Annotated in this window: 30 protein-coding genes; 3 read left to right on the top strand and 27 right to left on the bottom strand. The window is 27.8% G+C overall.

What is annotated here, in order from left to right; genetic code table 11:
* Positions 1-762, top strand: coding sequence for an ABC transporter ATP-binding protein (locus tag ACTG46_RS10555; RefSeq protein WP_219673973.1), 762 nt, complete (start codon positions 1-3; stop codon positions 760-762).
* A 101-nt stretch (positions 763-863) separates the two neighbouring features.
* A complete protein-coding gene (locus tag ACTG46_RS10560) occupies positions 864-1,709 on the top strand; it encodes an NTF2-like N-terminal transpeptidase domain-containing protein (RefSeq protein ID WP_479922751.1) in 846 nt (281 codons plus the stop codon).
* A 409-nt stretch (positions 1,710-2,118) separates the two neighbouring features.
* Here ACTG46_RS10560 and ACTG46_RS10565 read toward each other — a convergent pair whose 3' ends face one another.
* The 11 genes from ACTG46_RS10565 to ACTG46_RS10615 form a co-directional block, all read right to left on the bottom strand.
* Positions 2,119-2,283: a hypothetical protein gene (locus ACTG46_RS10565; RefSeq protein ID WP_054270419.1), complete on the bottom strand. Its 165-nt coding sequence runs from the start codon at positions 2,281-2,283 to the stop codon at positions 2,119-2,121.
* 535 nt (positions 2,284-2,818) lie between these two features.
* Positions 2,819-3,151, bottom strand: a complete 333-nt coding sequence (locus tag ACTG46_RS10570; RefSeq protein ID WP_479922752.1) for a carboxymuconolactone decarboxylase family protein — start codon at positions 3,149-3,151, stop codon at positions 2,819-2,821.
* A gap of 260 nt (positions 3,152-3,411) precedes the next feature.
* Positions 3,412-4,053, bottom strand: a complete 642-nt coding sequence (locus tag ACTG46_RS10575; protein WP_407811702.1) for an SdpI family protein — start codon at positions 4,051-4,053, stop codon at positions 3,412-3,414.
* Positions 4,034-4,333, bottom strand: coding sequence for an autorepressor SdpR family transcription factor (locus ACTG46_RS10580; protein WP_479916814.1), 300 nt, complete (start codon positions 4,331-4,333; stop codon positions 4,034-4,036). Before ACTG46_RS10580 ends, ACTG46_RS10575 begins: the two co-directional genes overlap by 20 nt.
* 255 nt (positions 4,334-4,588) lie before the next feature.
* On the bottom strand, positions 4,589-4,723 hold the full coding sequence (locus ACTG46_RS10585; RefSeq protein WP_284181950.1) for a hypothetical protein: 135 nt from the start codon (positions 4,721-4,723) through the stop codon (positions 4,589-4,591).
* Between the two features lie 202 nt (positions 4,724-4,925).
* Positions 4,926-5,678 carry a sulfite exporter TauE/SafE family protein gene (locus ACTG46_RS10590; RefSeq protein WP_054270423.1) on the bottom strand — a complete coding sequence of 251 codons (753 nt, stop codon included), beginning with the start codon at positions 5,676-5,678 and terminating at the stop codon, positions 4,926-4,928.
* A gap of 358 nt (positions 5,679-6,036) precedes the next feature.
* On the bottom strand, positions 6,037-7,815 hold the full coding sequence (locus ACTG46_RS10595) for a DUF2326 domain-containing protein (RefSeq protein ID WP_479922753.1): 1,779 nt from the start codon (positions 7,813-7,815) through the stop codon (positions 6,037-6,039).
* On the bottom strand, positions 7,812-8,048 hold the full coding sequence (locus ACTG46_RS10600; RefSeq protein WP_479922754.1) for an ABC-three component system middle component 8: 237 nt from the start codon (positions 8,046-8,048) through the stop codon (positions 7,812-7,814). The genes ACTG46_RS10595 and ACTG46_RS10600 overlap by 4 nt, the downstream gene beginning before the upstream one ends.
* Positions 8,045-8,569 (bottom strand): ABC-three component system protein, encoded by a 525-nt coding sequence (locus ACTG46_RS10605; RefSeq protein ID WP_479922755.1) that lies wholly within the window; start codon positions 8,567-8,569, stop codon positions 8,045-8,047. Before ACTG46_RS10605 ends, ACTG46_RS10600 begins: the two co-directional genes overlap by 4 nt.
* Positions 8,553-8,744, bottom strand: coding sequence for a hypothetical protein (locus ACTG46_RS10610; RefSeq protein ID WP_479922756.1), 192 nt, complete (start codon positions 8,742-8,744; stop codon positions 8,553-8,555). The genes ACTG46_RS10605 and ACTG46_RS10610 overlap by 17 nt, the downstream gene beginning before the upstream one ends.
* 676 nt (positions 8,745-9,420) lie before the next feature.
* Positions 9,421-9,606 (bottom strand): hypothetical protein, encoded by a 186-nt coding sequence (locus tag ACTG46_RS10615; protein ID WP_479922757.1) that lies wholly within the window; start codon positions 9,604-9,606, stop codon positions 9,421-9,423.
* Positions 9,607-9,814: 208 nt separating this feature from the next.
* Between ACTG46_RS10615 and ACTG46_RS10620 the strand changes: the two genes are divergently transcribed.
* Positions 9,815-10,303 (top strand): hypothetical protein, encoded by a 489-nt coding sequence (locus ACTG46_RS10620; protein WP_479922758.1) that lies wholly within the window; start codon positions 9,815-9,817, stop codon positions 10,301-10,303.
* 28 nt (positions 10,304-10,331) lie between these two features.
* Here ACTG46_RS10620 and ACTG46_RS10625 read toward each other — a convergent pair whose 3' ends face one another.
* The 16 genes from ACTG46_RS10625 to ACTG46_RS10700 all read right to left on the bottom strand — a co-directional run bounded on the left by ACTG46_RS10625 (position 10,332) and on the right by ACTG46_RS10700 (position 26,024).
* Positions 10,332-12,623: a cell wall-binding repeat-containing protein gene (locus tag ACTG46_RS10625; RefSeq protein ID WP_479922759.1), complete on the bottom strand. Its 2,292-nt coding sequence runs from the start codon at positions 12,621-12,623 to the stop codon at positions 10,332-10,334.
* Positions 12,624-12,771: 148 nt separating this feature from the next.
* A complete protein-coding gene (locus tag ACTG46_RS10630; protein WP_479922760.1) occupies positions 12,772-13,569 on the bottom strand; it encodes an N-acetylmuramoyl-L-alanine amidase in 798 nt (265 codons plus the stop codon).
* Positions 13,566-13,826 carry a phage holin family protein gene (locus ACTG46_RS10635; protein ID WP_479922761.1) on the bottom strand — a complete coding sequence of 87 codons (261 nt, stop codon included), beginning with the start codon at positions 13,824-13,826 and terminating at the stop codon, positions 13,566-13,568. The genes ACTG46_RS10630 and ACTG46_RS10635 overlap by 4 nt, the downstream gene beginning before the upstream one ends.
* Positions 13,827-13,842: 16 nt before the next feature.
* Positions 13,843-14,073: a hemolysin XhlA family protein gene (locus tag ACTG46_RS10640; RefSeq protein ID WP_021385516.1), complete on the bottom strand. Its 231-nt coding sequence runs from the start codon at positions 14,071-14,073 to the stop codon at positions 13,843-13,845.
* Positions 14,074-14,188: 115 nt separating this feature from the next.
* Positions 14,189-15,853 carry a glycine rich domain-containing protein gene (locus tag ACTG46_RS10645; RefSeq protein ID WP_479922762.1) on the bottom strand — a complete coding sequence of 555 codons (1,665 nt, stop codon included), beginning with the start codon at positions 15,851-15,853 and terminating at the stop codon, positions 14,189-14,191.
* A 147-nt stretch (positions 15,854-16,000) separates the two neighbouring features.
* On the bottom strand, positions 16,001-16,171 hold the full coding sequence (locus ACTG46_RS10650) for a hypothetical protein (protein WP_479922763.1): 171 nt from the start codon (positions 16,169-16,171) through the stop codon (positions 16,001-16,003).
* Positions 16,171-16,470 carry a hypothetical protein gene (locus ACTG46_RS10655; RefSeq protein ID WP_479922764.1) on the bottom strand — a complete coding sequence of 100 codons (300 nt, stop codon included), beginning with the start codon at positions 16,468-16,470 and terminating at the stop codon, positions 16,171-16,173. The genes ACTG46_RS10650 and ACTG46_RS10655 overlap by 1 nt, the downstream gene beginning before the upstream one ends.
* 11 nt (positions 16,471-16,481) lie before the next feature.
* Positions 16,482-17,888: a hypothetical protein gene (locus ACTG46_RS10660; protein ID WP_479922765.1), complete on the bottom strand. Its 1,407-nt coding sequence runs from the start codon at positions 17,886-17,888 to the stop codon at positions 16,482-16,484.
* Between the two features lie 16 nt (positions 17,889-17,904).
* Positions 17,905-18,711 carry a phage tail protein gene (locus ACTG46_RS10665; protein WP_479922766.1) on the bottom strand — a complete coding sequence of 269 codons (807 nt, stop codon included), beginning with the start codon at positions 18,709-18,711 and terminating at the stop codon, positions 17,905-17,907.
* A gap of 15 nt (positions 18,712-18,726) precedes the next feature.
* Complete coding sequence (locus ACTG46_RS10670) at positions 18,727-19,344, bottom strand: YmfQ family protein (RefSeq protein WP_479922767.1); 618 nt, start codon at positions 19,342-19,344, stop codon at positions 18,727-18,729.
* Positions 19,337-20,383 carry a baseplate J/gp47 family protein gene (locus ACTG46_RS10675; RefSeq protein WP_479922768.1) on the bottom strand — a complete coding sequence of 349 codons (1,047 nt, stop codon included), beginning with the start codon at positions 20,381-20,383 and terminating at the stop codon, positions 19,337-19,339. Before ACTG46_RS10675 ends, ACTG46_RS10670 begins: the two co-directional genes overlap by 8 nt.
* The gene (locus ACTG46_RS10680) at positions 20,383-20,802 is read right to left on the bottom strand and encodes a DUF2634 domain-containing protein (RefSeq protein WP_479922769.1); all 420 of its coding nucleotides are present in this window, start codon (positions 20,800-20,802) and stop codon (positions 20,383-20,385) included. The genes ACTG46_RS10675 and ACTG46_RS10680 overlap by 1 nt, the downstream gene beginning before the upstream one ends.
* A 4-nt stretch (positions 20,803-20,806) precedes the next feature.
* Positions 20,807-21,067: a DUF2577 domain-containing protein gene (locus tag ACTG46_RS10685; protein WP_479919158.1), complete on the bottom strand. Its 261-nt coding sequence runs from the start codon at positions 21,065-21,067 to the stop codon at positions 20,807-20,809.
* A 13-nt stretch (positions 21,068-21,080) separates the two neighbouring features.
* On the bottom strand, positions 21,081-22,970 hold the full coding sequence (locus tag ACTG46_RS10690; protein WP_479922770.1) for an XkdQ/YqbQ family protein: 1,890 nt from the start codon (positions 22,968-22,970) through the stop codon (positions 21,081-21,083).
* Complete coding sequence (locus ACTG46_RS10695) at positions 22,963-23,652, bottom strand: LysM peptidoglycan-binding domain-containing protein (RefSeq protein ID WP_479922771.1); 690 nt, start codon at positions 23,650-23,652, stop codon at positions 22,963-22,965. The genes ACTG46_RS10690 and ACTG46_RS10695 overlap by 8 nt, the downstream gene beginning before the upstream one ends.
* A 17-nt stretch (positions 23,653-23,669) precedes the next feature.
* Complete coding sequence (locus tag ACTG46_RS10700; protein ID WP_479922772.1) at positions 23,670-26,024, bottom strand: tape measure protein; 2,355 nt, start codon at positions 26,022-26,024, stop codon at positions 23,670-23,672.
* Positions 26,025-26,038: the final 14 nt, after the last annotated feature.

Consider the following 26,038-nt stretch of genomic DNA (forward strand, 5'->3'; position numbering starts at 1 on the left):
ATGAATAATATTATAGAAGCTAAAAAAATTATTAAAGAGTATACTATTGGTAAAGGAAATGTACAACAAGTTTTGAAAGGAATAGATTTGTCAATTCAACATGGTGAATTTATATCTATTATGGGTTCTTCTGGCTCTGGTAAATCAACACTACTACATAACATAAGTGGAATGGATAAATTAACTTCTGGTACAGTCAAATTTTCGGGTGAAATGATTTCTAATCTGTCAGAAGAAGCATTATCAAAACTTCGATTAAAAAATATGGGATTTATATTTCAACAAAGTAATTTACTTAAAAATTTAAATATATTTGATAACATAATTATTTCTGCTTACTTAAGTAAAGAAAAAAATCGTCAAATAATCAATGAACAAGCAACAAAACTTATGGAAAAAATGAACATTCTAGAAATAAAAGATAAAGATATTACTCAAGTCTCTGGAGGTCAACTTCAAAGAGCTTCTATATGTCGTGCTTTAATTAATAATCCGAAAATTTTATTTGGAGATGAGCCCACAGGTGCACTTAACTCCAAGTTAACAAATGAAATAATGGATATTCTTATAGATATTAATCAATTAGGTACAGCTATTATGCTTGTAACTCATGATGTAAAAGTAGCAATAAAAACAGAACGAGTACTATTTATGTCTGATGGTATGATTGTTGGGGAAATTAAATTAGGTAAATTTAATAATAATGATTCAAAATACCGAGAAAATAAACTGATGAGTTGGCTATCAGAGTTAGGTTTTTAATTTTACTAAACTATTCACTTTATGTACTTTAAAGCTAATGACTTATTCAATGTTTGATGCTAAAATATAATTAATAAAATTTAATTATAGGTGATTGCATTATGAATATTACTAAAGGCATAACTTTACTCTTAACATTATCAATTGTAATATCAGTAGTAGGATGTTCCCCAAAAGAAAGTGCTAGTGAAGTAGCAAAACAATATATTGATAGAGTGAACTCTGGTGACTATGAAACAGCATATAGTTTATTAAGTAAAGATAGCAAGAAAAAAATTAGTATAGAAAATCTTGAAGAATTTCAAGATATTTTAATTGAAACAAAAAGAATAATTAACTATAAAATAGGTAAAGAAAAAACTATAAAAACATATAACTATGGTGGAAAAGAGTATAAAAATGTTGTTAAATTAGAAGAAACTTTTAATATAAAAAATCTTCTTTATAAAAAAGATGAATCTTTAAAGGTAAATAGATATTTTGTAGTTGAAAATAATAAGTATAAACTCTTGTTATATGAAGATTTTAAAAAAGAATTTGGAATTAATAGTATGGATTTTGCTCAACTTAAACTTGATGATCATGGGCTGAAAATCTTTAAAGAAGTCGAAGTCATACTAAAAAAAGCTATTACTATTAATCCTACTGATTCAGACCTTTATTATGCACAAGCTTGTAATTATATGCGTTTCGATGGATATCCTGATTATCCAGATGCAACATACAATGCTTTGAATTCAATTAATAAATCTTTAAAGTATCTAGATAAAAAGGACGCTGACTATAAAAAAAATGCAAGCAATGTATATAACTTAAAAGGTGTTATACTCATGTTTCATAAAAAATTTGATGAAGCTCAACAATATTTAAATAAAGCGTTATACTTTAATAAAGATAATAAAGATCCTAAACTCAATCTCGATACACTAAAAAATAAACTACAATAAGTATTTAATTTTTAGTTATATGCTATATAAAGTATTTCTATATATTGTTTACGGTTAAAGCATAATTTCTTTAAAATTAATTACAATTTTAAACTACAAAGACTTATTGCTATATAAATATTAATCTATAACAATAAGTTTTTTATTTAAATAGAAAATGAAATTGCTAAAACTTAGTTATAGAAATTCAAACTAAAAATCTTAATAAATTTTCAATTATATTATTTAATAAGATATTAACTAAATTCACACATCTAAATCTAAACACTGTTTATTAAATGCTCTATGTTATGTATATAAAAGCATTTAAATACATTATCTCTATAATAAATTAAACATTAGAATACCTCAAATAATAAAAAAGAAGGTATAAAGAGCTACCCTCAAGCTCAATATACCTTATAAATGTCTAAACTTCATTTTTTACTAATTTTTCTATATCTTTGATAATATGTTCTTTAGATTTTTTTCCAGCTATAGCATCAAAAATTGCAACAGCCTTTTTCTCTCCAAATTTTTCTGCTACATCATTAAAATCTAGAAATCTAACACTTTCTTTTTGTTTACCAAACATATAACACCTCTCATACACTTTTATATACTTATTATAACTTCTATATATTTATTTTTCACCAATAAACGTTAGACAAATTAGTTCCTTTATTTTTTCAGTCTGATTCTATTTTCAAAATTCCTAACAAAAACAGTTTATTCTACTCTATAAATAAAAATAGACAATTTAATTTGTAGTAAATTTGATAATAAAATACAATGAACAAAATTTTATTTATTGTACTTTCAAAAACTTTTTATTAAAACTTATATGACTTATAAAAAATATATTACTATATGAAACATAAATATGTAAATATAATTATCCCAATATTCAATTTATTTAAAACAATAAAAAGTATAGTATATTTAATAGCAACACTATACAATTCTCAATATAATCTGTAATAAAAAAATACTCTAAATTTTAAAATCATTTTTAACTTTTTGTATACAATTATAAAAAATCAATAAAAATATATAATTATAAGAATAAAATTTAGCACAATTTTAAACAACTAAATGCTACTAATATAAATAAATTATTGATACTAAAATTATACATTAAACTCTTCTAGAACCTTTATTGCGAATCTTGCGTTTGGATATGTAATAGACCCACCACCAATTACACCTATTTTTATTGCTTCTATAATTTCATCATTACTCGCACCAGAATTAATACAACCCTCAATATGATAACAAATACATTCATCACATCTACTCAAAATAGAAATAGCTAATCCCATTAATTCTTTATTTTTTTTGCTTATAGCTCCTTCTGAATAAGCCTTATCATCAAGACTTCCAAATACTCTGAAAAATTCATCTGTATCACTTAATTTTTTATTGTAAAACTTTCTATATTCCTTCATTTCTTTAGTATTCATGTTCTACCTCCTATATTTATAAATAATTTTTTATAATAGTAACACACTATACTTATACTTTCAACATTAAATGCAAATTTTTAAATCATATTCAATAGATTAATTAATATAAGTTCTTAAAATTTTCAATATACCATATTAATTTCATTAAATAATATTTTTTCAGAGCTAAAACAAACATCTTAGTACATTTTAAATTATATATTTTAGCTCTGAAAAGTATTGCATTCATTTAAATATTATGATGATTATTGATTGTATTAGTTATTTTTCATTGAAACTCTGTATATCAAATAAGAATATATAAATGGTAGTATTACAATTACAAAAATTACAAACATATTATAAAAAGGTATGTTAATAAAAGCATTAATAATTAACAATATCCCACCAATAATCCAAATCCATCCAGCTAAACGATGTGTCTTATTCCAATTGTCTTCATCATTAAGAGTCCATGGTGAAATTATTCCCATAGAATAATTTTTCTTACATTTAGGCAGATAATTTCCAAATAAAATAACTACTATCCCCAAAATCAACCCTGTATAAAAATTAAACTCCAAACTAATTCCTGTTGAATACAAAACCATCATTATTTGTAAGATGACTGCAAGTATAGCGACTCCCCATTTTGATAAATTTTGCATGACATTTGAAAAATTAGCCTTTTTAGGTTCATTTTCAAGTCTAAACCATGTATACAAATGAACACATAGCATTAGTAATGGTACCCCAAAAGCTGCTATAAATTTTGGAGCATAATTATCTGGATTTCCATAAGTATCAAAATGAATTGCAACTTCATTTGGTAGTCTATTGTAAAAATATATTGATACAATAAATGGTATAAAACATATTAATGTAGATAAAATAAATTGTTTATTTATCGCTTTTTTCATTATCTTTTTCTCCCTTCTCCATAAATTGTGAAAACCAAAGCATAACCTCTTCAAAAACCGAAATGTTTATTTCATAGAAAATAAAATTTTTATACTTTGTCTCAAATATGAGTCCTGCCTTTTTTAATTGAGATAGATGATAAGAAATTGTGGCATTTGTCATATTAAATTTTTCACTAATTTCTCCTGCTGACATTTTATTCCCCCTTAACATAAGTAATATTTCTCTTCTTACAGGGTCTGAAAGAGCTTTAAACGTTTCTGGAAAACCCAACACCATCACCTCTCTATTTAGAATTTCATCTAATTAGAATATAGCATAGGTATTATTATATTTCAATATCTATTTAGAATTTTTTCTAAATACTTATTTTAAATTATCAAATAAAGTTTTTATTTTCTTTTAATAAGTTGATTTTACTTACATTTTATTTCTATTCAAATATCTTAACTTCAAAAAATAAAAGAGCCTAGAAGTTAACTCTAGACCCTTATATTTTATATATTTCCTATATTTAAAATATAATGCATATGATTATGCAACATATTCATATTTTGCTTTGTATTCTCTCATTGCATCATTCCAAGCTTCTTGTACTGTTACACCTTTTTTATTAGCGATTTTTTGTGCCAATTCGATTATCTTCATAGCTCTTCTTGATATATTCATAAACAACTCCTCCTACAAATTATTATATATTTCATATAAATAAAATTAAAATTATATTTTTTTGATATATAATCTTTCTATGTATAATATTACAATTTATATGTGTATTACATATGAACTGTATTAGAAGATAATTAGAACTTTTAAAAGTCATTTGATATATTTTAATCACAACTACTTATAAAATTTAAAAGTTAATCAATTAAAATAACGTTTGATACACTAATTTTGTGACCATAAACAATGCCATTACTAAAAATATTGGTTTTATCATCTTTGAACCTTTTTTTATAGCAACTTTAGCACCCACATAAGCACCTATTATCATTACTAATGCAAACACTATAGCAATTTTATAGTATACTTGACCATTTATCATAAACAATAATAATGATGTTATGTTACTTGTTAAGTTTAATATTTTTGTATTTGCAGAAGCATGTAAAAAATCATATCCATATATTTTTATAAATCCAAAAGTTAAAAAAGTACCTGTACCAGGTCCAAAAAAACCATCATAAAAACCCATTATAAGAGCCATAATCATACCTAATCTTAGATTTTTCTTATTAATACCTTCAAAATTATCTTCTTGACCTAAGTTTTTAGAAATAAAAGTGTAAATAGCCACTATTAAAATCATTATTACAACTAAAACATTTAATATATCTTCACTTATTGATAGTACACATCTTACACCTAAAATACTACCAATAATAGTAAATGGTACTAATTTCTTTAAAAGTTCATTATTAGTTTTACCAGATTTTGAGTATCTATAAGCACTACTTATACAGCCTGCTGATGCAGCAAATTTATTTGTACCAATAGCAAGATGCACTGGCACTCCAATCGCCATAAGAACAGGCATACTTATGAGTCCACCCCCTCCTGCTATAGAGTCTACAAAAGCAGCTAAAAAACCTCCTATGCATAAAAAAATAATTACAAGCATAAAACTCCTCCACATATTCTATCTCAATTTTATTAACAACATATATCTTACTTATGTTGTAATATTATTCTATTTTATTTGTTTATTATTATTATTTTTTAACAAATGCTGGTATTCCAACGATTTATTAGTATTAGTTTGTTGTTTATGTTTTATTATACTTAATTTAAATTTATTCTATTCCTTATTTTCGGTGGCAAGATGGTGGCAAGTTTGGTTTTGCCACCCTTGTTTTTTAATTATAAAAAAAGAAGCTACTATAACTTAAACAGCATCCTATTCAGGATGCTATTCATTTAAATTAAATATACATTTTGTTATTTATTAGTAAAGTTCCTTATTTCATCATATTCCTAAACTAAAATGCTAAGCTAAATAGTCTACCACTATCATCTTCAGAATCATCTAACTCAAGAACTCTGTCTCTTTCCTCTACTATATTTTCCATTCCTTCTATAATTGGAATATCAGTCTCTAATGCTGTTAAAATATATTGAAAATCATATTTATTAGACAATTTTTTGACCAATTCTAAATACCTCATTTGTTTTCTAGGATCTAATGCCTCCAAACAACCATCATGGTAAATAAATCTGTAATATGATTTATCTATATAATTCACAATTAAAGCCAGATCGAAACATGCACAACATATTTTTTTATAAGAATGTCCTTCATTTTGTGATGTTACAAAGTCATTATCATCTAAAATCTCATCATTAAACTCAATATTTTTATTTTTATTAATAGTGATATGAACTAGGGCTGTTTTTTTAATTATAAACTGCATATACTCTTTGTATGAGTGTTGAATTTTTCTGTAAATACTATCCTCTCTATCAAGTTCATTAGATATTTTATCAGTATAATTTTTGACTTGTGACTTCAAATCATCCAGCAACTTTTCATCTTCTTTTAATACATCCATTTGTTCCAACTGTTGTTCTAATCTTTCAATATTTCTTTCAATAGAAATTATATCATCTTGATATTTCTTGTATTTTTTAAAAGTATCTGATGTTCCTAGAAATTTTAAAGAATCACATCTTTTTTCATTCTCTTTTACCAATTTTCTTTCAATCTCTTTTAACTCATTTTCTTTAATGGTCAACGTTTCTTCTAAATATTTATTTCGTTCTTCAGTAATCTGCTCATTAAACTCTATTAATTCATTATAGTCTTTTTGTATTTGTGACCCAAAATATATATTAGCTTCTTTAAATATGCTTTTAATTTTTTCTAATTGAATAGCTGTACCTTCTTGAATTGATTCTTTTATCTTAGAAATTTCGTAATCAAGATCATATTTCCTCATATTTAGCTCCGAAATATTAAATTCAATCTTTTCAACAATATCTTTTTCAAGCCTAGATTCTTTTTTATAAAAATCAAATTTATCAATTCGTTTTTGTGTCTCGTCTCTTTCTTCTTCTCTTATTTTTATTAGGCTAACTAACTTATCTTTTTCTTCAATACAAATATCCATAGTTGATTTTATATTATCTATCTTTCTTTGCTGCTCACTTACATCCATTTCAGCTTCATATTTCTTTCTAGTTACTTCTCCTTTAAATCCAAGCAGTTCAAATAATATTGGCTTCCAATCTAAATCTTTACCCTTAAATTTACTCAGTCTAAAAAGATCGCCATAATCATTTTGTGAACGCAAAAAATATGATAACGTTTTTCTATAATCATATGAATTCATAACATCAAATTCCAGTAATTGATTTAGAATAATTTTTGGATTTTTTGTTTTACTATTTAATGATAGATTCTCATAATCCCAATTTATGTCATTTAATGCATTATGATACTTATTATTATGTAATTTAAAAGATATTTTTGTATTTTGTTTAACACTTCTACGAATTGTTACATATTTGCCCGAATTTAGTTGTATCTCCATGTAAAAAATAAAATTTCTGAATATCTCTTTGAATAAAAAAAACTTCTTATCTACATTTTTTAATAACATAAAATCAATCAATTGTGCCAATGTACTTTTACCTAAATTATGTGAGTCTCTATTTAAGTTTCCACTATTTTTAATTCTGCCAACTATAATGTTGAAATTATCATTAAATTTCACACTTTTAAATCGACTGTCATTTGAATATATCTGTACTAATTTCATTTAACCAACTCCACTATATCCTCACCTTTTTTATATGATATTTTCCCAAGAAGAAACAATAAATTTAAAGCATATATATAGTTATACTTTATGTTACTTCCTAATTCATCCTTAACAGAATCTAATAAACTATCATATGATAATGAACCTACATCTATCATTTTTTTTAATATAATAGCAGCTATACTTAAAACTGAGGTATTAATATCCATATATTTATAAGGCTTTATCATTTTTTATCACCTATATCACAATTCCAATACATAAAATTCAAGAACACAATACATAAGTTTCGATTTTCTACAAAATCAATATTCTTATCTTGAAGCATAAAATTTAATAAATCATTAAATATTTCTTCAAAACAATCGTAATTTTTTCTTATAATGGCTATTCTGAACTGCAATTCATTAATTGTATTATTATATAATTTAAGATATCTTTCATTTTTGGGATCGCCTAAAAACACTCGAATCTGGGTGAAATATAATAAATGCTTTTCCTTCATATACTGAAAATACGCCTCTGATAAGTTATTTATTTCATTTTTTGTTTCTATATCAATCTTGTTCATACTTAAATTATTTTCCCTAATTGATGGTATATTTGAAGAAAAATATAAAATAACTTGCTTAATATCTTCAGCATAAAAACGTATAGACTGGGGAGCATAATAATTATTTATAATTACATCATTACCAGCTTGGTTATTGCTATATCCAGTTATCGTTTGAGTATTACTTAGACTTGTCATTATTAATATCTCTTCCTGCCTGATTATTATCATATCCAATTATTGTTTGATTAATTTCACCCATCTTATTCTTATCTTTTTTATTTTTCACTCTTTTTGTTATAACAAAACTTAATGTGCCAAAAGCTAATATACCAATTAAAGCAATAATAATTTGCACAATTCCACTATCCATTTTAACACCTTCCTATTTAAATATAATTATATGTTTTTAAGCTAAATATGTAATATTGATACTATATTTCATTTCTGATTATACTATAATCAACCTTAAGAGTTATAAATAAAAACTAATTACAATTTAATATTTTTAAAAATAATTACAGTTTATTGTTTCACTTAATTTATTAATGAGTCAAATTTTATTGCGATATTGTAGATGATAGAAAATATCTAATTTTATTTTGAATCCTAGTCATCATGGAACAGTACCTTATAAATGAAGTAAATAATAACAATATTTGTGTTTCATCTTTTTTAATTTCAAAACAATGTGACACGTCATTTTTATTTAATCTAAAAAAAGTAAAGAAAATATCTCTTGCGGAAATATCTACAATATTTTCTAATTCTTTTAACCACTCATCTAATCCTTCTATTGCATTTAGTTCTTGTAAATAACCATCTATATCATATGATAATACATCCCTCTTTTTTATACAAATACGGCCAAGATCTGTTATATAAAAAAAGTAACTCAGGATTTTCTCTGTATACATCAGACGATATTATATTATTATTTAATAATATATTGAATGATTCTCATAACCCCTCTATTTCTCTTACTATAAAATTAGTATTTTTACTTGGAAAAAATTTTTTTATCCTGCTGACCAAGGAATTTTTACATCTTATTTTACTAACTGCTTATTAATTGCTAACTCTTCTGTTAGTGTAAATAAATTATCTCTATGTACTCCATGAGTATTATTAAAGTTATGATTACTTTCTATAGACCTATATACTCCCTCCCATTCTAGAACTTCAAGCATAAGGTTTCTTAATGTTATATTTGACAACTTCCCCCTATCAATCATCTTTCTACTCCTTATAAGATTATATATTTTTATTATACCAATCAAAATATATAATTTAAATGAATAAGTTTCGACAATGAAATATATCTATTTATAAAATAATAACATTTCACTTTATAATTATAGAATCGTTCGACAAATTGCTGATATAAACTCTTAAATATGCTATAAATTAAAGTATATTATATATGAATTTATGGGGGACTTTATGAGTTTTAAATGTTGGTTTAAAAATAGAAAAAAGAAAAAACAAATCAAGAAGGATATAAAATACTTTAAGGGAAATAAAGAAAGTGTAATAAATTATCAAGAATATTACACAAAAGTTTATAATCATTACAATGAAATTAAGAATATTAATACAATTAGAGAAATAGAAATTGATCAAGCTAGAATTAAAGGTCAGTTAGAGAAAAGCAATAATCCTAGTAATGCATTGTTTTTCTCCCTTATGGCTATTATTTTTTCATTACTTGCTAATTTATTTTTCAGTTCATTAAATATTAAAGATAATTATATAAATTTAATTCTGCAATCCGCATCTATAATAATACTCACATTTATAGCTATTAATACATCTCTTGATATAGCTATACCTTACAGAGATGAAATACAATTTTATATTACTGCATTAGATGTATTAGAAGATATGAAAAAGAAAAAGCTTAGAGAAAGAAAATATAAAAAAAGAAGGTAACAACCACTTTTGGCTGCTACTTTCTAATCTATTTAACTAAGTTTTCTACTTCACTAAATGCTTTCTCATTTCCATTTCCACCAACTTGAGTTATATTTTTAAACTTTTTATTCTTGATTAACTCTTTTTGGCTATTATCTAATCCATTTCCAACTAATACTACTGGAGATTCCGTTTTGCCTGCGAGTACTCCTACTGATAAAGCATCTACTAAATCATCTTGTTTATTCATTCCATTCTTAGCTACATATAAGTCATTAAGTGTATCTTTACTATAGAAATGATTTATTACTTTTGAGTTAGTTTCTGTTCTATCAGAACCTGCTATTTTAGTTACAGATGGTAATGTATTACTCACTTCTTTACTATTAAATAAAGATTCTCCACCTATTACATATGATTTTGATATGTCTTTATTAGCTATTAAGTCTTTTATATCTTTCATATCATCATTTTGATTAGTAAGAAGAATTGGCATTTCCTCTTTTGCTGATATAGCTCCCATACTTACTGCATCAGCTAGTCCCTTTTCTCCATTTACTACTACTACTTTTGATAGATTAGAATTTTTATCTAATTCTTTTGCAAGTTTTATTGATGTTTCGTATCTATCATTTCCAGATATCCTAATTACATTTAATCCCTTTTCCTTTAAATCAGATACTACTTTTTCATCAACAGACTTTAATCCACCTACTATGTAAACATTTTTTGCTTCTAACCTATTTATTTCTTTTTCTGTTAATTTATTTAAGTTATTATTTTTAGTAAGTAGTATTGGTGCATCTTTAGACTTAGCAAATGGTGTTGCTGATAAGGCATCAGATATACTAGAATCATTTATTAACACTATATTATCAGCTTTATTCCATCCTTTTTGACTTATTTTTACTGATGTTTCATTTCTATCTGAACCAACTATTTTTTTATTTGAGGTTGTTATTTTAGGTTTAGAAGACTCTTCATTTGTAGATGATGAACCTCCTCCACCTCCTGACGAACCTCCTGCTGATGTTGATTTTTTTTGATTTGACCAATCTAACTCTTCTAATTTTGTGTTTTTGCTTACATCTAAACTAGTTAATCTATTCTCCCCGCAGTACAACCTCTCAAGTTCTATATTTTTTGTTACATCCAAGCTAGTTAATTCATTTTGTGAACAATATAAATATTTAAGATTTTTATTGTTACTTGCATTTAAACTATCTAATTTATTTTTATAACAAGTTAAATTCTCCAATTCAATATTTTTACTTATATCTAAAGCTTTTATCTCATTGTCATAACAGTATAATTCTAAAAGTTCTATATTATTCTCTATATTCAAACTTGTTAACTTGTTCACTGCACACTCTAGATATTTTAAATTCTTATTGCTACTTATATCCAGATTCTTAAGATTACTTCTACTACAAGTTAAATCTTCTAAATTAATACACTTTTCCACATTTAAATTACTTAATTGCTCTTGATTACAATATAGTTTTACAAGTTTTTCATGATTTTCTAAGTTTAAATTTTGCAATTTATTGTTGTTACAAGTTAACTTAACAATTTCTTTATTATTATCTAAATTTATATTTGTTAATTGATTAAAGGAAAAGTTTAAATCTTGTAATTCTAAATTTGTAGATACATCTAAAGTATTTAAATTATTATATTCACACTTTAAAATTTTCAATTTTTGATTCTTAGATAAATTCAAACTACTCAATTCATTTTCAAAGCATAAAAGAGTTGTCAAATTAGTTGCTTTAGTTATATCTAAGTTTTTCAAATTATTTTTTCTACAGTTTAATTCTTCTAATTTAGAATTTTCTATAACTAAGTTTGTTAGATTATTTTCCCCACAATGTACTGTTATCAACTCATTATTATTACTTAGGTCTAAACTTGTTAACTGATTTTCATTACAATACAATTCTTTTAAATTTATGTTATTACTTAAATCTAGATTTGTTAACTGATTTCCTCTACAACTAAAATTTTCTAACCCAATAAAATAATTAATTCCAGATAAATTTTCTATTGATTTGCTTCCTAATGTTAAATCTTTTGTAGATTCTATAATCGCTTTTTTCGAAGTTCCAATAGGATTCCCATCATCTAAAATACCTAGTTTATCACAAATTACTTTTCTAAAATTTTCATCAGGAAAGGCTTCTTCCATTGTCATATTTTCTAAGTTATTAATTTTCCTTGCTTCATATCTAACTTCCATATTCTTCTCAATATCTTGTGCATTTATCTTATGTATCAAAGGTGATACAACTACCAATGAAAGTGATAAAATAACTGCCTTTTTACTTAAAGTTTTCATCCCCACACCTCATTCAAATAATATTTACCCAATTGAATTGTAGCACATAATATTAACCTTAGAAACAAACTTTAATATTATTATATAATAAATTATTTTTTATTAGGAATTATAGGGTAACAACTAATTCTAGTTGTTACCTTCTAATCTATCTATTAATAAAATCTAATGCTTTATAAAGTGTATCAAACCTATCATTACCTTTTATCATAGTATATCTTTCTTTAGTTATAGAACTTATCTTATTACATGCTCCTCCACCTACAATATATAAATTTTCTGTTTGATATGGCTTATAATCTTTTATATCACATACTCTACATTCACTCTCTTTATAATTCCAACTGACTATTTGTGCTAATACCTTGTCAACTTCTCCCTCGAAAACTACTGTATGTTTATACATTTGTTTCACCTCAATATTATCTATTTTCTTATTTAATATACCCTCAGCTATTAGCTTTGCAACTGTATTTTTATTTTTAATATAGTAATCTGTATCTGCTTTACTGTCTACAAAGCATACCTCAATCAATATTGCTGGTGCTCTTGTATTTCTAAGCCAATACAAGCCCATTACATCTGATTTAGCACCTCTATTTTTAAATACTGTTGCTAATTTAGTATTTACTCTATCTGCATACACTGTGCCATTATTAGTTTTGTATATTGTCTCTGTACCCATTGCGTTTAGTGTTGTTTTATTTGCGTTGAAATGGATTTGTACTGCTAGGTCCACATCTTGTTTATTGGCTATTTGACATTGTTCTGCTAAGTAATTATTGGATTTATCTATCTTATCTGTATAGACAATTGCTCCACCTTGTTTTAACCATTTCACTATTAAGTCAGTAAGTATTCTATTTTCTTTTCCTTCGTCTATATAACCAACTGCTCCGGTTCCTTTACCTGTTAGTGTATGCCCTGGTACTATTGCTATTTTCATTGTTTATTTTCCTCCTTTAACTGTTTGTAAGTTTGATTTATACCTATTGATATACCCCAACAAATTACACCTTGTAAAACTGAGGTTGGATTTAATCCTAACATCCATATTGAGAAACCTATTCCAAGTGCTAATAACACTACTGGAATATACTTGTTATCTAACTGTTTATACTTCTTACAACCTGCTCCTATAACATAAAGAGCAGCTACTAAAATTAGCAACTGCTCTGGTATGAAACTTATTAAATTATCCATCTCTTAACCTCCTAATTTAAAATATTCCTCTCTGTATTGCAAATATAAAGAACCCTACAAGTGTTGTAATCATTGTCCCAATTAGCCATTTAAGCATACTTGTAAGTGAGTTTAAGTTCTCGCATAGTGCTTTTAATTCTGCTTTAGATTCAATGTTTGCTATCTTTAATTCATCTATTTCTTCTCCATGTTTATTTATTCTTGTTTCGTGCCTTTTTAAATCTGCGTTGAAAAGTTCTTCATTCATGAAAACCTCCTAATTTTTTTGTATTAAAACAGGACTTAGAGGTTATCTAAGTCCTTTACATATTTGAATATGTATCTAACTTTACTATACAAAATATTTGTTACATTTTATAATATTAAATTTCACCAAATACGTAATAATCTATAGAGCAAGAATTTCCACCAACAATATCAAGATACAAAGTAAAATTACTATTATCACCCCTGTGATTAGCAAAGTATGGAATAGGAGTACCATTCGGTTGGTTTGTTCCTTTTTTACTAAATGAATAGCCATCAATAGAAACAGCCATAGATTCTTTTGTAACATCTGCACTGTTTTTATACGTACAAAAAGCAATGGCGAATTTACATTTAAAATCAGTAGTAATATGATATGATTTATTATTAGCTAAATTAACATTCCCTTTAATAAATTGAGCTCTTTTTCTTAATTGTGCATTTAGTTGACTTATTGTATTATTCTTTTCTATTAATTGATTTTGTAACTCCTGTACATTAGCATCTGAACTATCAAAAGAATCTTTTACTTTCTCTGACAATTCTACTAGAGAATTATTTAAACTTGATTCAATATTCTTTAATGCTAATACATTTATTATAGAAGTTTTTCCATTTATTAATCCTTCTTTTATTTCACTAACTTTACTTGCTATATCTTGTAGACTTGCGTCATCTTCCAATGGCATTATACTTTTACTTACGCTTATAACTTTCTCTATAGTTTTGTTATAATAATCTGTGACAACTATTTTTAAAGTATGTATAGCGTTATCAGTAAGGGTATAATTAATAGTTTTTTCTAAGTATAAGTTATCAGTTATTGTCCCATTTAGTATATTATCTATAAACCATTCTATTTTAGTAAGTTTATTTTCTTCTGTATGTGATGCTATAAATACTGCTTGTGTAGATGAGTAAGATTTCAGTTCAAACGAAGGTAAACCTTCTAATAAAGTTATCCTTGCTCTCCCGTTACTACCAATACCTTGATTGGAATATGTGGTATTATTTTCCATCCAGAATTCTTTTGTTGGAATATAACCAGCAGGTTTATAACTATCTTTAGTTAATACATAACCAGAACCTCCTGACCCACTTAAAACATCAAGATAATTATTGCTAGGATATTTGGTAGCATAAGCTAAACCACCAAACCATCCCCCTCCTCCTCCTCCTGACCCACTATATAATGAACTAGTTTGACGACATCCCCCTTTTCCAAAAGAACCTGAAAATTCTTCTTCTTGCTGACTTATTCCACCAGATGTTTGACTTCCTCCACGTAATGTAAGATTAGTGTTATTGTCGATAGGTATTGTAGCACTTAATCCAGTAGTTCCACCTCCACCTCCACCAATAGTGCCATCATTAAATCCATTAGAACCTCCCCCTCCTGCTACAATTATACGTGATAATAATCCTTGTTCATTATCCCATGTTCCACCAATAAGTCTTATATCAGTGGCGCCACCACCAAGATAAGTCTTAATACCAACGGTATCTTTGTAATTTACAAAACTTCCTAATCCACCACCATTAAATGTATGGTATCCACTGTTACCAGATGTACTAACATTATATCCACTTTGACCAACATATACATACAAAGTAGTTTCTTTTTTTAATGTTATTTCGCCTTTAGAATATCCACCTGGCTTAGTACGAGATTCACTATAAGCTCCGCCTCCTGCACCCCAACATTCTAATTTATATTTACCAGGTTTTAATGTTACACGTTGTTCATTCTTTGTATAATTAAATTCATAAACTGTTGCCATTTAATCCACCTCTTTCTTAATTTATGATTTTATTGTACCTAATTTTAAAACCATAAACGTCTGCAAAGTGTAGATGAAGTGTAGGCAAAATGTAAATGAATTTATATATTTTAAGAAATAAAAAAGGAACATTTCCTATATTGTAGGTTATGCTCCTTCTACTACTCCACTTTCTCTAATTATATAATCCTCTACTGCTTTTCTGTACTCCGTGTTAGTCACGTCATCTAATTTAAATTCTCGATTTTTCAATGGATTTAATCCCTTATTTAATATTCTCTCTGCCAATATTCTTACTACAACATTATTTATATTCATTATAATAACCCTCCTACTTTTTCATTTTCATTTAATAAAATCTGATTTTCTAACTCTTGTATTCTCTTTTCTTCTTCACTCACATAGATTGGTATTTCTTCTAAAATTGGTTCTTTTGTTTCTATATTTATACCTATTAGCCTATTTCTAGTATAATCTATACTTCCATATGGCAACTCAATAGAATCTATTTTAGGAATATTGATATCTATACTATTACTTACTGTTTTTTCTCCATAAAACATTAATACATCTCCTGTTTTATTATCATAAAAAACTATTCTTCCTATATTTTTCATATCTAGACCTCCTATAAACATTTAATAGCATAATAAAAATAATACTTATCATTAAGTGAATCGTTTGGCATGTTGGAGCAATAAAAACCATTCTCTCTAAATACTGTACCAAAATATCTAGTAGTATCATTTTTAGAAAAAGAATATTCATCATTAGGGTCACTTTGAATAATAGCCCAACCACGAGAACTATTCATAAAAGAAAAATATTTGTCTGGTGTAGCAATAGTTAGAAGCTGTGTTGATTTAGTCCAGCAGTGGTAAATAACAAAATCAGGTCTAAAGCCACAATCAACAAACCAATGCAATGTAACATCAGTGCTATAAGCATATTTATATTTAGAATTTAATGCACTTATTTGAGTATTTAACTGAGTTATAGTATTATTAGCTTGTGTTAATTGATTCATCAAATCTTGTAAACTAGCGTCTCCACTATCAAAACCTCCCTTAATTTTCTCTGATAACTCAACAAGTGTATTATTTAAATTTGCATCTATATTTTTAAGTGCTAAAGTATTTATAATACTTGTTTTCCCATTTCTAAATCCTTCTCCAATCTCTACCAACTTAGATGATATATCTTGCAAAGTTGCATCAGATTGAAGTGGCATTATTTCTTTGCTTATACTTAAAACTTTCTCAGCAGTTGCATTCTCTGCATCTGTAGCTACTATTTTAAGTGTGTGTATTGCATTGTCTGTAAGTTCATAGTTTATTGTTTTTTCTGTTGTTAAATCTGTAGTAAATGTATCTTTTACTACATCATCTAAATACCATTCTATTTTACTTAAATTATTATCTAAGTCAGATACTACATACTTTGCAGAAGTAGAACTATATGAATTAACCAAAATAGATGGCTTATTATTTGTTCTTGTAAATGTTACTGTCTTGCTTGTTACTAAACCTCCATCTTCTGTACTTATTTCTATTACTATTGAATTTGAAGAGTTGAGTGCTAATGGTACTATTTGTTCATCAGTTAATTTGAGTTTATAATTATTATCACTAGAATTTGTTTTTGTTTCTATTATTGTGCCATTTAATTTTTCTGTAACAATGAATTTTATGCTTGGCTCATTATCTATAATTTTGTAGTTTATTTCACATCCTCTGCTAATGTTATCAATTACAATATCAATAACAGGGTCAGGTATAAATCTTACTATAGTTGTTTGTTGTACTACATCATCAATATCAGTTGATACACCTCCAACTCTATAGTCCATCATATAAGATTCTTTATATAAATCTTTATCTCTGAATATATCTATATTTTTATTAGTATATAAATGAAAATAAGCTGTATAAAATTTCCCATCTTCTTCAAATTCATATCGTTGAGTAAGTATATCTAATTCTGTATAGACACCTCTTCTTTTCTTCACAGTTCTATTGTATTTCCATATCTTCACTTTATCACCTCTCTTTCTACATTGGTATTAAATTATTATTTATTGTTGATATAATACTACTTCTATTACCTTTTACTTCTTGCATCACTTCTTTTAATGCTCCCTCTACATTATTACTTTCGAATAAGTTATCTGTATCTTTTATACTTGTTTTCTCTGCTGTTGTTTCTATACTATCTACACTAGTTTTTACCTCATTAATTGCACTGACTATATTTGTTTTATCTGTTGTTTCAAGTAGTTTTGTATCACCTATTCTAGTGTTTAACTCTGTCTTAGTAGTTTCTATGTTGCTTGTTAACTCTGTTTTAGTTGTATCAATTTTAGTGTCAATAGCATCTATTTTAACCTCTAAATCTTGTAAATCTTTTAATGTAGCAAAAATTATTGTAGGGTCAATTTTAAGCTCTATATTATTAACATTAGATACAACAAAAATAGTTTTTACCTTCATATCAATAACTGCTCCATCTTCCAATCTAGGTTTATATGCTGACCTATACTTAGAAATAGCAAGTAAATTACCCTCTGTATCTAAATAACCTATCTCTCTAACTACAAAGCCTCCAACACTCGCAGGAATAAGACTTTCTAATAGTAAACAATTAGACACAGTTTTGTCAGTTGTGACATTTCCTACTTTCCCTTCCCAAACTACATTTTTGAGTACTGTTTGCCCTTCTGTTGGATTATATTCACTTCCTGCACCATCTCCAAGTTGAATCTTAGCAAAGTCAACTTTTTCTCCTACTAAACTTGCATTTGCTATCTTAGCTTTACCTATGTTTGTTAATATCGTGTAATAACTTTTATCTGTAGCCAAACTACCACCTCCTATCTAATAAATCGTAATCTCTTGGTATCCAAATCCATTACCACTAATTATATTAATTTCCCCTTGAGTTTCAATATCCGAAGGTGACCAAGGGTAAATTGTAATCTCATGTCCTGTAATAGTGGTTGCTCCAAAGTACATACCATTATCTTTACTAACTAAAACTCTAGTATAATCTAAAGTTAGGTTACAAGGTTTAATGTTACTTACAAAAGTATGAACCTCATCAAACCAATCTTGATTTCTTGCATCACTCTCTAAATGAATGTTATAAGTGGCATTATTTACATTTAATTCATAGTTTCCTTCTCCAACTATACTATTTAACCAGTTCCTAAGAAATTTCTCCGAATAAGGTAATTTACTTATATATTTACTAAAAATCCTAAATCTTCTATCTTCTAGGCTCTCATTTGATTTAGGAACTATAGACATTATTTTTTCCCATCTCTTTACTCCGCTTATGGTCAAATCCTCTAGAAATTGGTCATTTAATACATCATCTAATTTATCATGTAGTATCTTTATTTCTTTGTTATCTGCATTAAATGCTTTTATATATTCTTCTTTATCTTGCAGAATTTGTGGTAAGTAACTTATTAGATTTATCTCTTTATCCAACTACCTCACCTCTTACTACTATGCTATTACTATCTATTGTTAGATTAGATTTGACATCATTTATCATTGTGTTTGCAATGTCTAATACTCCATCAATACTTAGCAAACGAGTTTCTATCTGAGCTATACGAACTATTAAGTTTTCTTCATCTTCCCAGCTCATATTAAGTTCATTTAAATAATCGTCAATTGTTTCTTCTGCTATAGTCTTTATATTCTCCCAAGCATAGCCACTCTTGTATGTTATCTCTGCTGATATGTTTATAGTTGTACTTGTAACTCCTTCTACAGTCACTCTATGACCTATTGGTGCTAATCCAATGCCTTGTCCTTTTGGGTTTGGGTCAATTTCTTCTTGTACTAGATTAACCAAATCGGCACTTGGTACTTTGAAATTAGAATTAATTATTACTAACTTAACAGTACCTCCACCGTCCCAAACTGGATAAACTTTAACTCCCCCAACGTCAGGCAATTTATTAACTTCATCCTTATAGTTTTGTATATTCCCACCGAAACTTTGTGAATTTAAACTATCATAGTATCTTTGTCTTAAACTGTCCTCTGATTCTTCATCTTCTCCATTTATCAATATTTCTGTCAATTCTGCTGTTTCTAATTTGTCTACATATTCAATTGGAATCAACTGACCAAGTTCAAAAATAGGTCCAGCAGTTTCGCATTTCATTTTATATATTCCTTCACTAATTCTCTCGGTTGCAATATAATTGTATTCTCCTAGATTGAAACGTGAATCTAATGGAATGTCTATATTAAAGACTCCTTTTGCAATTGTATTAGTGGCTGGTAAAGGTGTGATTCCTCGCTCTTTGCATCTTTTTTCTAAATAATAGTAACTAGCAGTATCAACAAATGTTTGGTCTAGTAATTCATCCATGGCAATGTAGGTCTCTGTAAGTTCTATAGCAACTGGTGCCAAGGCATTATATATTATAGAACCCTCTCGTTTGTCAAACGTGTCAGGTACACTATCTAACATTCTTTTAATTATATTTTCAAATGTCATAAGTTCAAACACTAAATACTCACCACCTTCTCTGCTTTGATATTTCCATATTTGGTATGGACAATAAATTTACACTGGACCTTTCCTTTTTGATTTTCAAACTCAAAATTATCTACATTTTCAATTCTATCATCCTGTACCAATGCTTCTATTATCCTTCTTTCAAGTTCGGGTATTACATAAGAAATAGGCTCTCCAATTAAATCATTTAATTCTACTCCATAATTCCAGCTATATATTAAATGTTGATACCTTTCAGTATTTAAAGTTAAAAAGATGGTCTGTTTTAATGCTTCTACATTATCACAAATACCATCTACTTTGTTTTTTTCTATATTTAATTTAAAAGTCTTACTTGGTTCTTGCCTTACATTGAAATTTATAATTGATACATCTTCTATATCATAATCTACGCTATCTGTTGGTATCACTTCATCACATCCTATCTAAAATCAAGTATTGTTGCCCTCCTTGCATTCTTATTAAAACCAATTTGTCTCCTATTTTTTTATCAGTATATCTTTTAAATGTATCTGTTTGTATTAAAAAAAATTCACCAATAGATAATTTCTGTTCTATCTTAACTTTTAGAGGACTAATACTTTCTATTGTCCCAAATACAACCCTAATAGGATTACTTGTCTCTACTGCATCCATTGCTGCCTTTTTAATTATTTGTAATAAATCTTGGCTCATATTATCACCTCACTTATATAAATCTTCTCACATGTGTGTATGATTTACCTTTTCGATATGAATCAACTGATTGTATTTTTACTACATCACCAGTTTGTGGCGAATGAATCATTTGACCATTTCCAAGATACATCATTACATGGTTACTACTTCCTCCTTCAACTCTACATAATAGGTCTCCTGCTTTCCATTTACTCCTATCTTTTAAATCTACAGCCTTTCCTGCTTTACTTTGTGTTGCAACTGTTCTAGGAATACTTATGCCTACTTGTTTATAACACCACTGAGTAAAACCACTACAATCAAAAGTATTAGGTCCTTCTGCTCCTCGAGCATATTTACAACCTAGCTTGCTTTTTGCTATGCTAATTAGTTTATCTGCTTTAGAGCTATTGTTTGTACTACTATTTTGATTATTACCTTCAACTTGATATGTTTGCTCTTCATCTCCATTTATAATTATATACCCTTTTCTTTTGCCAAATCTCTTACACTCACTTGCTGTAGACATTAATATATCTATATCATAAACTCCTGAGGATGATATGTTAATAGCACTTCCATTATCTCTAACTGTATATGTTTTTCCATCTATAGAGGAACCTGGTAATATTACTTTGATTTTATCATTTAGCTTTATAAATGGGTTATCCTTTAAAAATTTATCACTATACCAGCTTTTGTAATATCTTTTTACATCCATAGGAGCTGCACAAGTTTGTTCCTTAGGCACTAATTTTTTTCCAGTACAATCTGTATCTCCACCTTCTATACCAGGACCTGGCCAATATGCTGTAAATAATGCTGGTACTTTTCTTCCTGTATTTGTTTTTGTACTTTGTGCAGGGCCATTTTTCTTTTCATCTTTATTGTTAGTATTTCCACTTGAGTAGGAACTTGAAGAATAAGAGGCAAACTCGTCTCCATCAACCAAAGTTAGGTCCATGAAATGACTGTTATTTTCAAAAGTATGTTTTACTTTCTCAACTAACATATAATTTTGTAACTCTATATCTCCTAACGACAAAAAAACAGGTACTAAACAACCTGCTCTCACTCTAATATCTCCAATTGCATTTTTTAAACTTAGCGTTTTAGTTTTTCTATTATATAGTTTTAAAAGTATATCACATTTTTGTTTTATCTCTGCTTCACTCATGTTCTTGTCTACTGTATCAAACATTTGAAGTATTCCCCAACTTCTCATATGCGTAGAATCTTGTGCAATATAAACATCTCTTTTACCTGACTCCTCGTTGTCTCTCACAAGTTTAATTTTTGTATAAGTATCACTATCAATGCTTGAGTTATAGTCAAAATCTTCTATTACATCATTATTCATAACAGTATCTAATTTCATTGATGCAACATTTTTTAAAGTTATTCTTCCAAAATCATCATACAAGGTATAAATTTCCTTTTTCTCTCTTAAAGTATCATCTAGTGCTGTTAGTATCATATCAAAGAGTGTTTTATTTTCTTCAACTCTAGATATTTTATATTTTGTATCTTCTATGACATTGTATTTTAAATTAAAATCTTTAGCCAACATTTTTATAAGTTCACTTGCTGTTTTATTACTATATACATAAGTATCTTTATTTTTAAAATATCTCAGCTGGTCATATGCAACTATTCTGATGTGATTTTCTTTGTCTCTTTTCTTCTGAAATATATATCCATAAAATATGCCTACACCCTTGTAATATAATCTTACTGAGTTACCTTCGCAAAACTCTAATATCTTATCCATAACTATTGTAAATTCTAGCTTTGAAGGTGTACCTCGTCTTTCAATTTCCCATGTGATTCCATCTAAAACGGCAGGTTCATAGAAATCTTCCCAATGTGCTATTACTAGTCTTACCTCTCTATCATTTGCTAAAACTAAATCATCAGACAAGCCTCAACACCTGCCCTTTGTAAATGGTATATTTACTTAAGTTTTTACCCTTGTTAGCCTTATCCATCATAGATTTATTTAATTCATATACTTTCTTATATAACGAACCATTACCTAACTGCTTTTGACAGATTGACCAAAGAGAATCACCCGATTTGACTGTGTATGTTTTAGCATTTGGTGCATTGACTGAATCAACTCGTTTTGGTTCTATTTTTACATTAGGTCTACCTGTCTCGTTTTTAGGTGCAGCAGGAACTAATTTCTTAGTTGAGTAATCTCTATATTGTTTTAATTTAATAGAAACTTTTGTATCTGAGCCATTATCTGCATCTTCTAAGATTGTATATTCCTCAAGTGATACTTTCATATTAGTGTTAAATAGTACCTTGTTACCCAACTCACGAGATACAATAAACTGGAATGGCTTACAATCTGTTTTTAATAGTTCTAATTTACTCAAAAAGAATTGTACATCTCTAAAAGTACCACGATAAAATGGTAATTTATTGTGTGTAAACTCTGCTTCAAATGAAAACTCTGATAAACCAGGAGTCTTTAATATATTTACTTCACCAGTATTTATTAGGTCTACAGTTTTATTTTTATTTGTTACTTTAATCTCAAGTTTGGGTGGTGCAATTGGTAATTGTACTCCATCCAAGTAAAAATCATAAGCCATTTATATATCCCTCCTCTCTAAACAATTCCTTCGGCTGATACAATCATGGCGTCGTTTAATTTTTCTGTTAAAACATTTACTATACCATCAACATCTGTATCACTATTTATGTTGTTTGTGTTGTTCATGTCAATTTTAATGTTTACTCCTGTATATCGGTTGATTACTTCCTGTTCTGCTATGTCTCTAAGATATTTTAAATCTTCTTGACTTTTATCCATGGTCTTAGCCATCTTTGCAGTATTTCCTGCGGTATCTTTTACGTTCTTTCCTAAATCTCCACTTCCGAATCCTCCAAGATTATTAAGCGGATTTTGTTTATTCCACAAATCGTCTAATCCTAATTTTTTCTTTGCATCTTCCAACATCTTATTTATATCAAAAGTATCTTTAAATTTATCAGTTATAGCATTTTGCCACTTAGTTCCTAGAGCATTTCCCTTTTGAAATTCTGCTCCAATATCTTTGTATCCCATTCTATCCAGTTTTATTTTTTCTGGTGCATCTCCTACCCACTTGTTTAAATCTGCGATTTGTTTTTTAATTGTGCTATTATCTGCCTGGACTGGTGTGAATGTTGCTTCTCCAACTTTTCCAATATTTATGCCAGGTATTTTATTTAACAAATCAACAAGCTTATTTACTCCTCTGATTGCTATATTTGCCCCGTCTATGAAGGCTTTTCCAAGTGCATTTCCTGCACTATTTACAGAATCATTTAGAGATGCCATTTTTTCTATTATAAAGATTACACCCTTTGCAATAGCTTGTTTCATAAAAAATACACACTGATTCCAACCATTCGCAATAGCTTCATTTACAGTTATACATCCATTTAGAAGCCCAATCATTATATTTTGTATTGTTGCTACTGCTGCAAATACTGCACCTACAATTACCCCTAGTACAGTCAAAGAAGTACCTGTAAATTTATTTATTGCTGCTACTGCCATAAAGACAACAGCAATAACTGCTATAAATCCAAGTACTATCCATGTTAAAGGACAAGCATATAATGCTGCATTTAAACCATATTGTGCTGCTATTTGTCTCCAGGTTGCACCAGCTGCCAAATCAAACATAATAACCGTTTGAGTCATTTGAAAATTAAACCATGCTTCAGATAAAGCAGCTATTTTTTTTGATACAGCCAGAGCTAGAGTAGCAATTGCATATATGCCAATAGCAGTAATTATCCCGTAAATAATAGGAGCAATAATTGACCAATTTTGAACAAAGACATTAGCAACATTTAGTGCAGCATTAGTAACCCATCCTAATGCATTGATAATTAATATAGTTCCTAATGTAATTCCTCTAACAAAGTCTGAAAAGAAATCGCTATTTAAAATATTTTTTATAATATTCATTGTGTCATAAATACTTGAAGATATTGCAATCATTACATTTCTCATGGACACAACAATCTCGCTAAATCTAACACTTTGTAATGCCCCACTTATCTTTCCGAGAGTCTCAGAGAAAATCATATAGGCATCATTTTTCATCATTGTAAGAGCTTGAGAAAAAGTTATTGGCATACTTGCGAATTTCTTTTCTATCTCAGCACTTGCTTTAAACAAAGCATTTCTCACTACATCTGCCGTTATAGCTCCTGTCCGAGATAAATCTTTTAATGCTTCTTTACCCTTACCCATAGATTCAGCTATTTTAGTAGCTAGAAGTGGAGCATTTTCCATAATAGACCTAAATTCATCACCCTGAAGCTTTCCTGCCGCCATCGCTTGTGTAAGTTGATACATTGTAGCACTTGCTTCTGATGCTGACGTTCCTCCGATTACAAAACTCTTATTCATCAGTTCAGCAAATTTTACAACTTCTGCACTACTTCCAAATGCTTCTCCTGCCAATATTCCTAGCTTACTTACTTGTGCTGCTGTATCTGCATAAGAAGCCCTAGCACTTTGAGCAGACAAATAAATCATCTTGTTTAATTGTTCCGTTGTCTGTAATCCGTCGTTCATTAGATTTAAACGTGCTTTTGTACTTGCAATTGTATCTGCTGCTTTTGTAATACTTTCTATTCCTTTTATTCCAATGTATATACCAGCAATACTTTTTAACTTAGAAACTAATAAAGAACCTGCTTCACTTCCTTGTCTTATTTTATTATTAAAGTTTTCTTGTTCATTTGTGTTTCTTCCAATTTTCTGTTCTATCCTTGTAAGAATACTTTCAATATTATTCAGACTTTGCTGAGATGCCTGTATCCCACCTGCATTAAGTGGATTATTCAATCTTCCTTGTAATCTCTCTAAACTATTAATTGTTGTGTTAATAGATGTAGTCATATTACGAAAAGCAGGTGTCATTCCATCAAAAATTTTTATTGAAGTTTGTATCGTTGCCATTTTCTCACTCTCCT

This window comes from Clostridioides sp. LIBA-7678 (assembly GCF_056716065.1).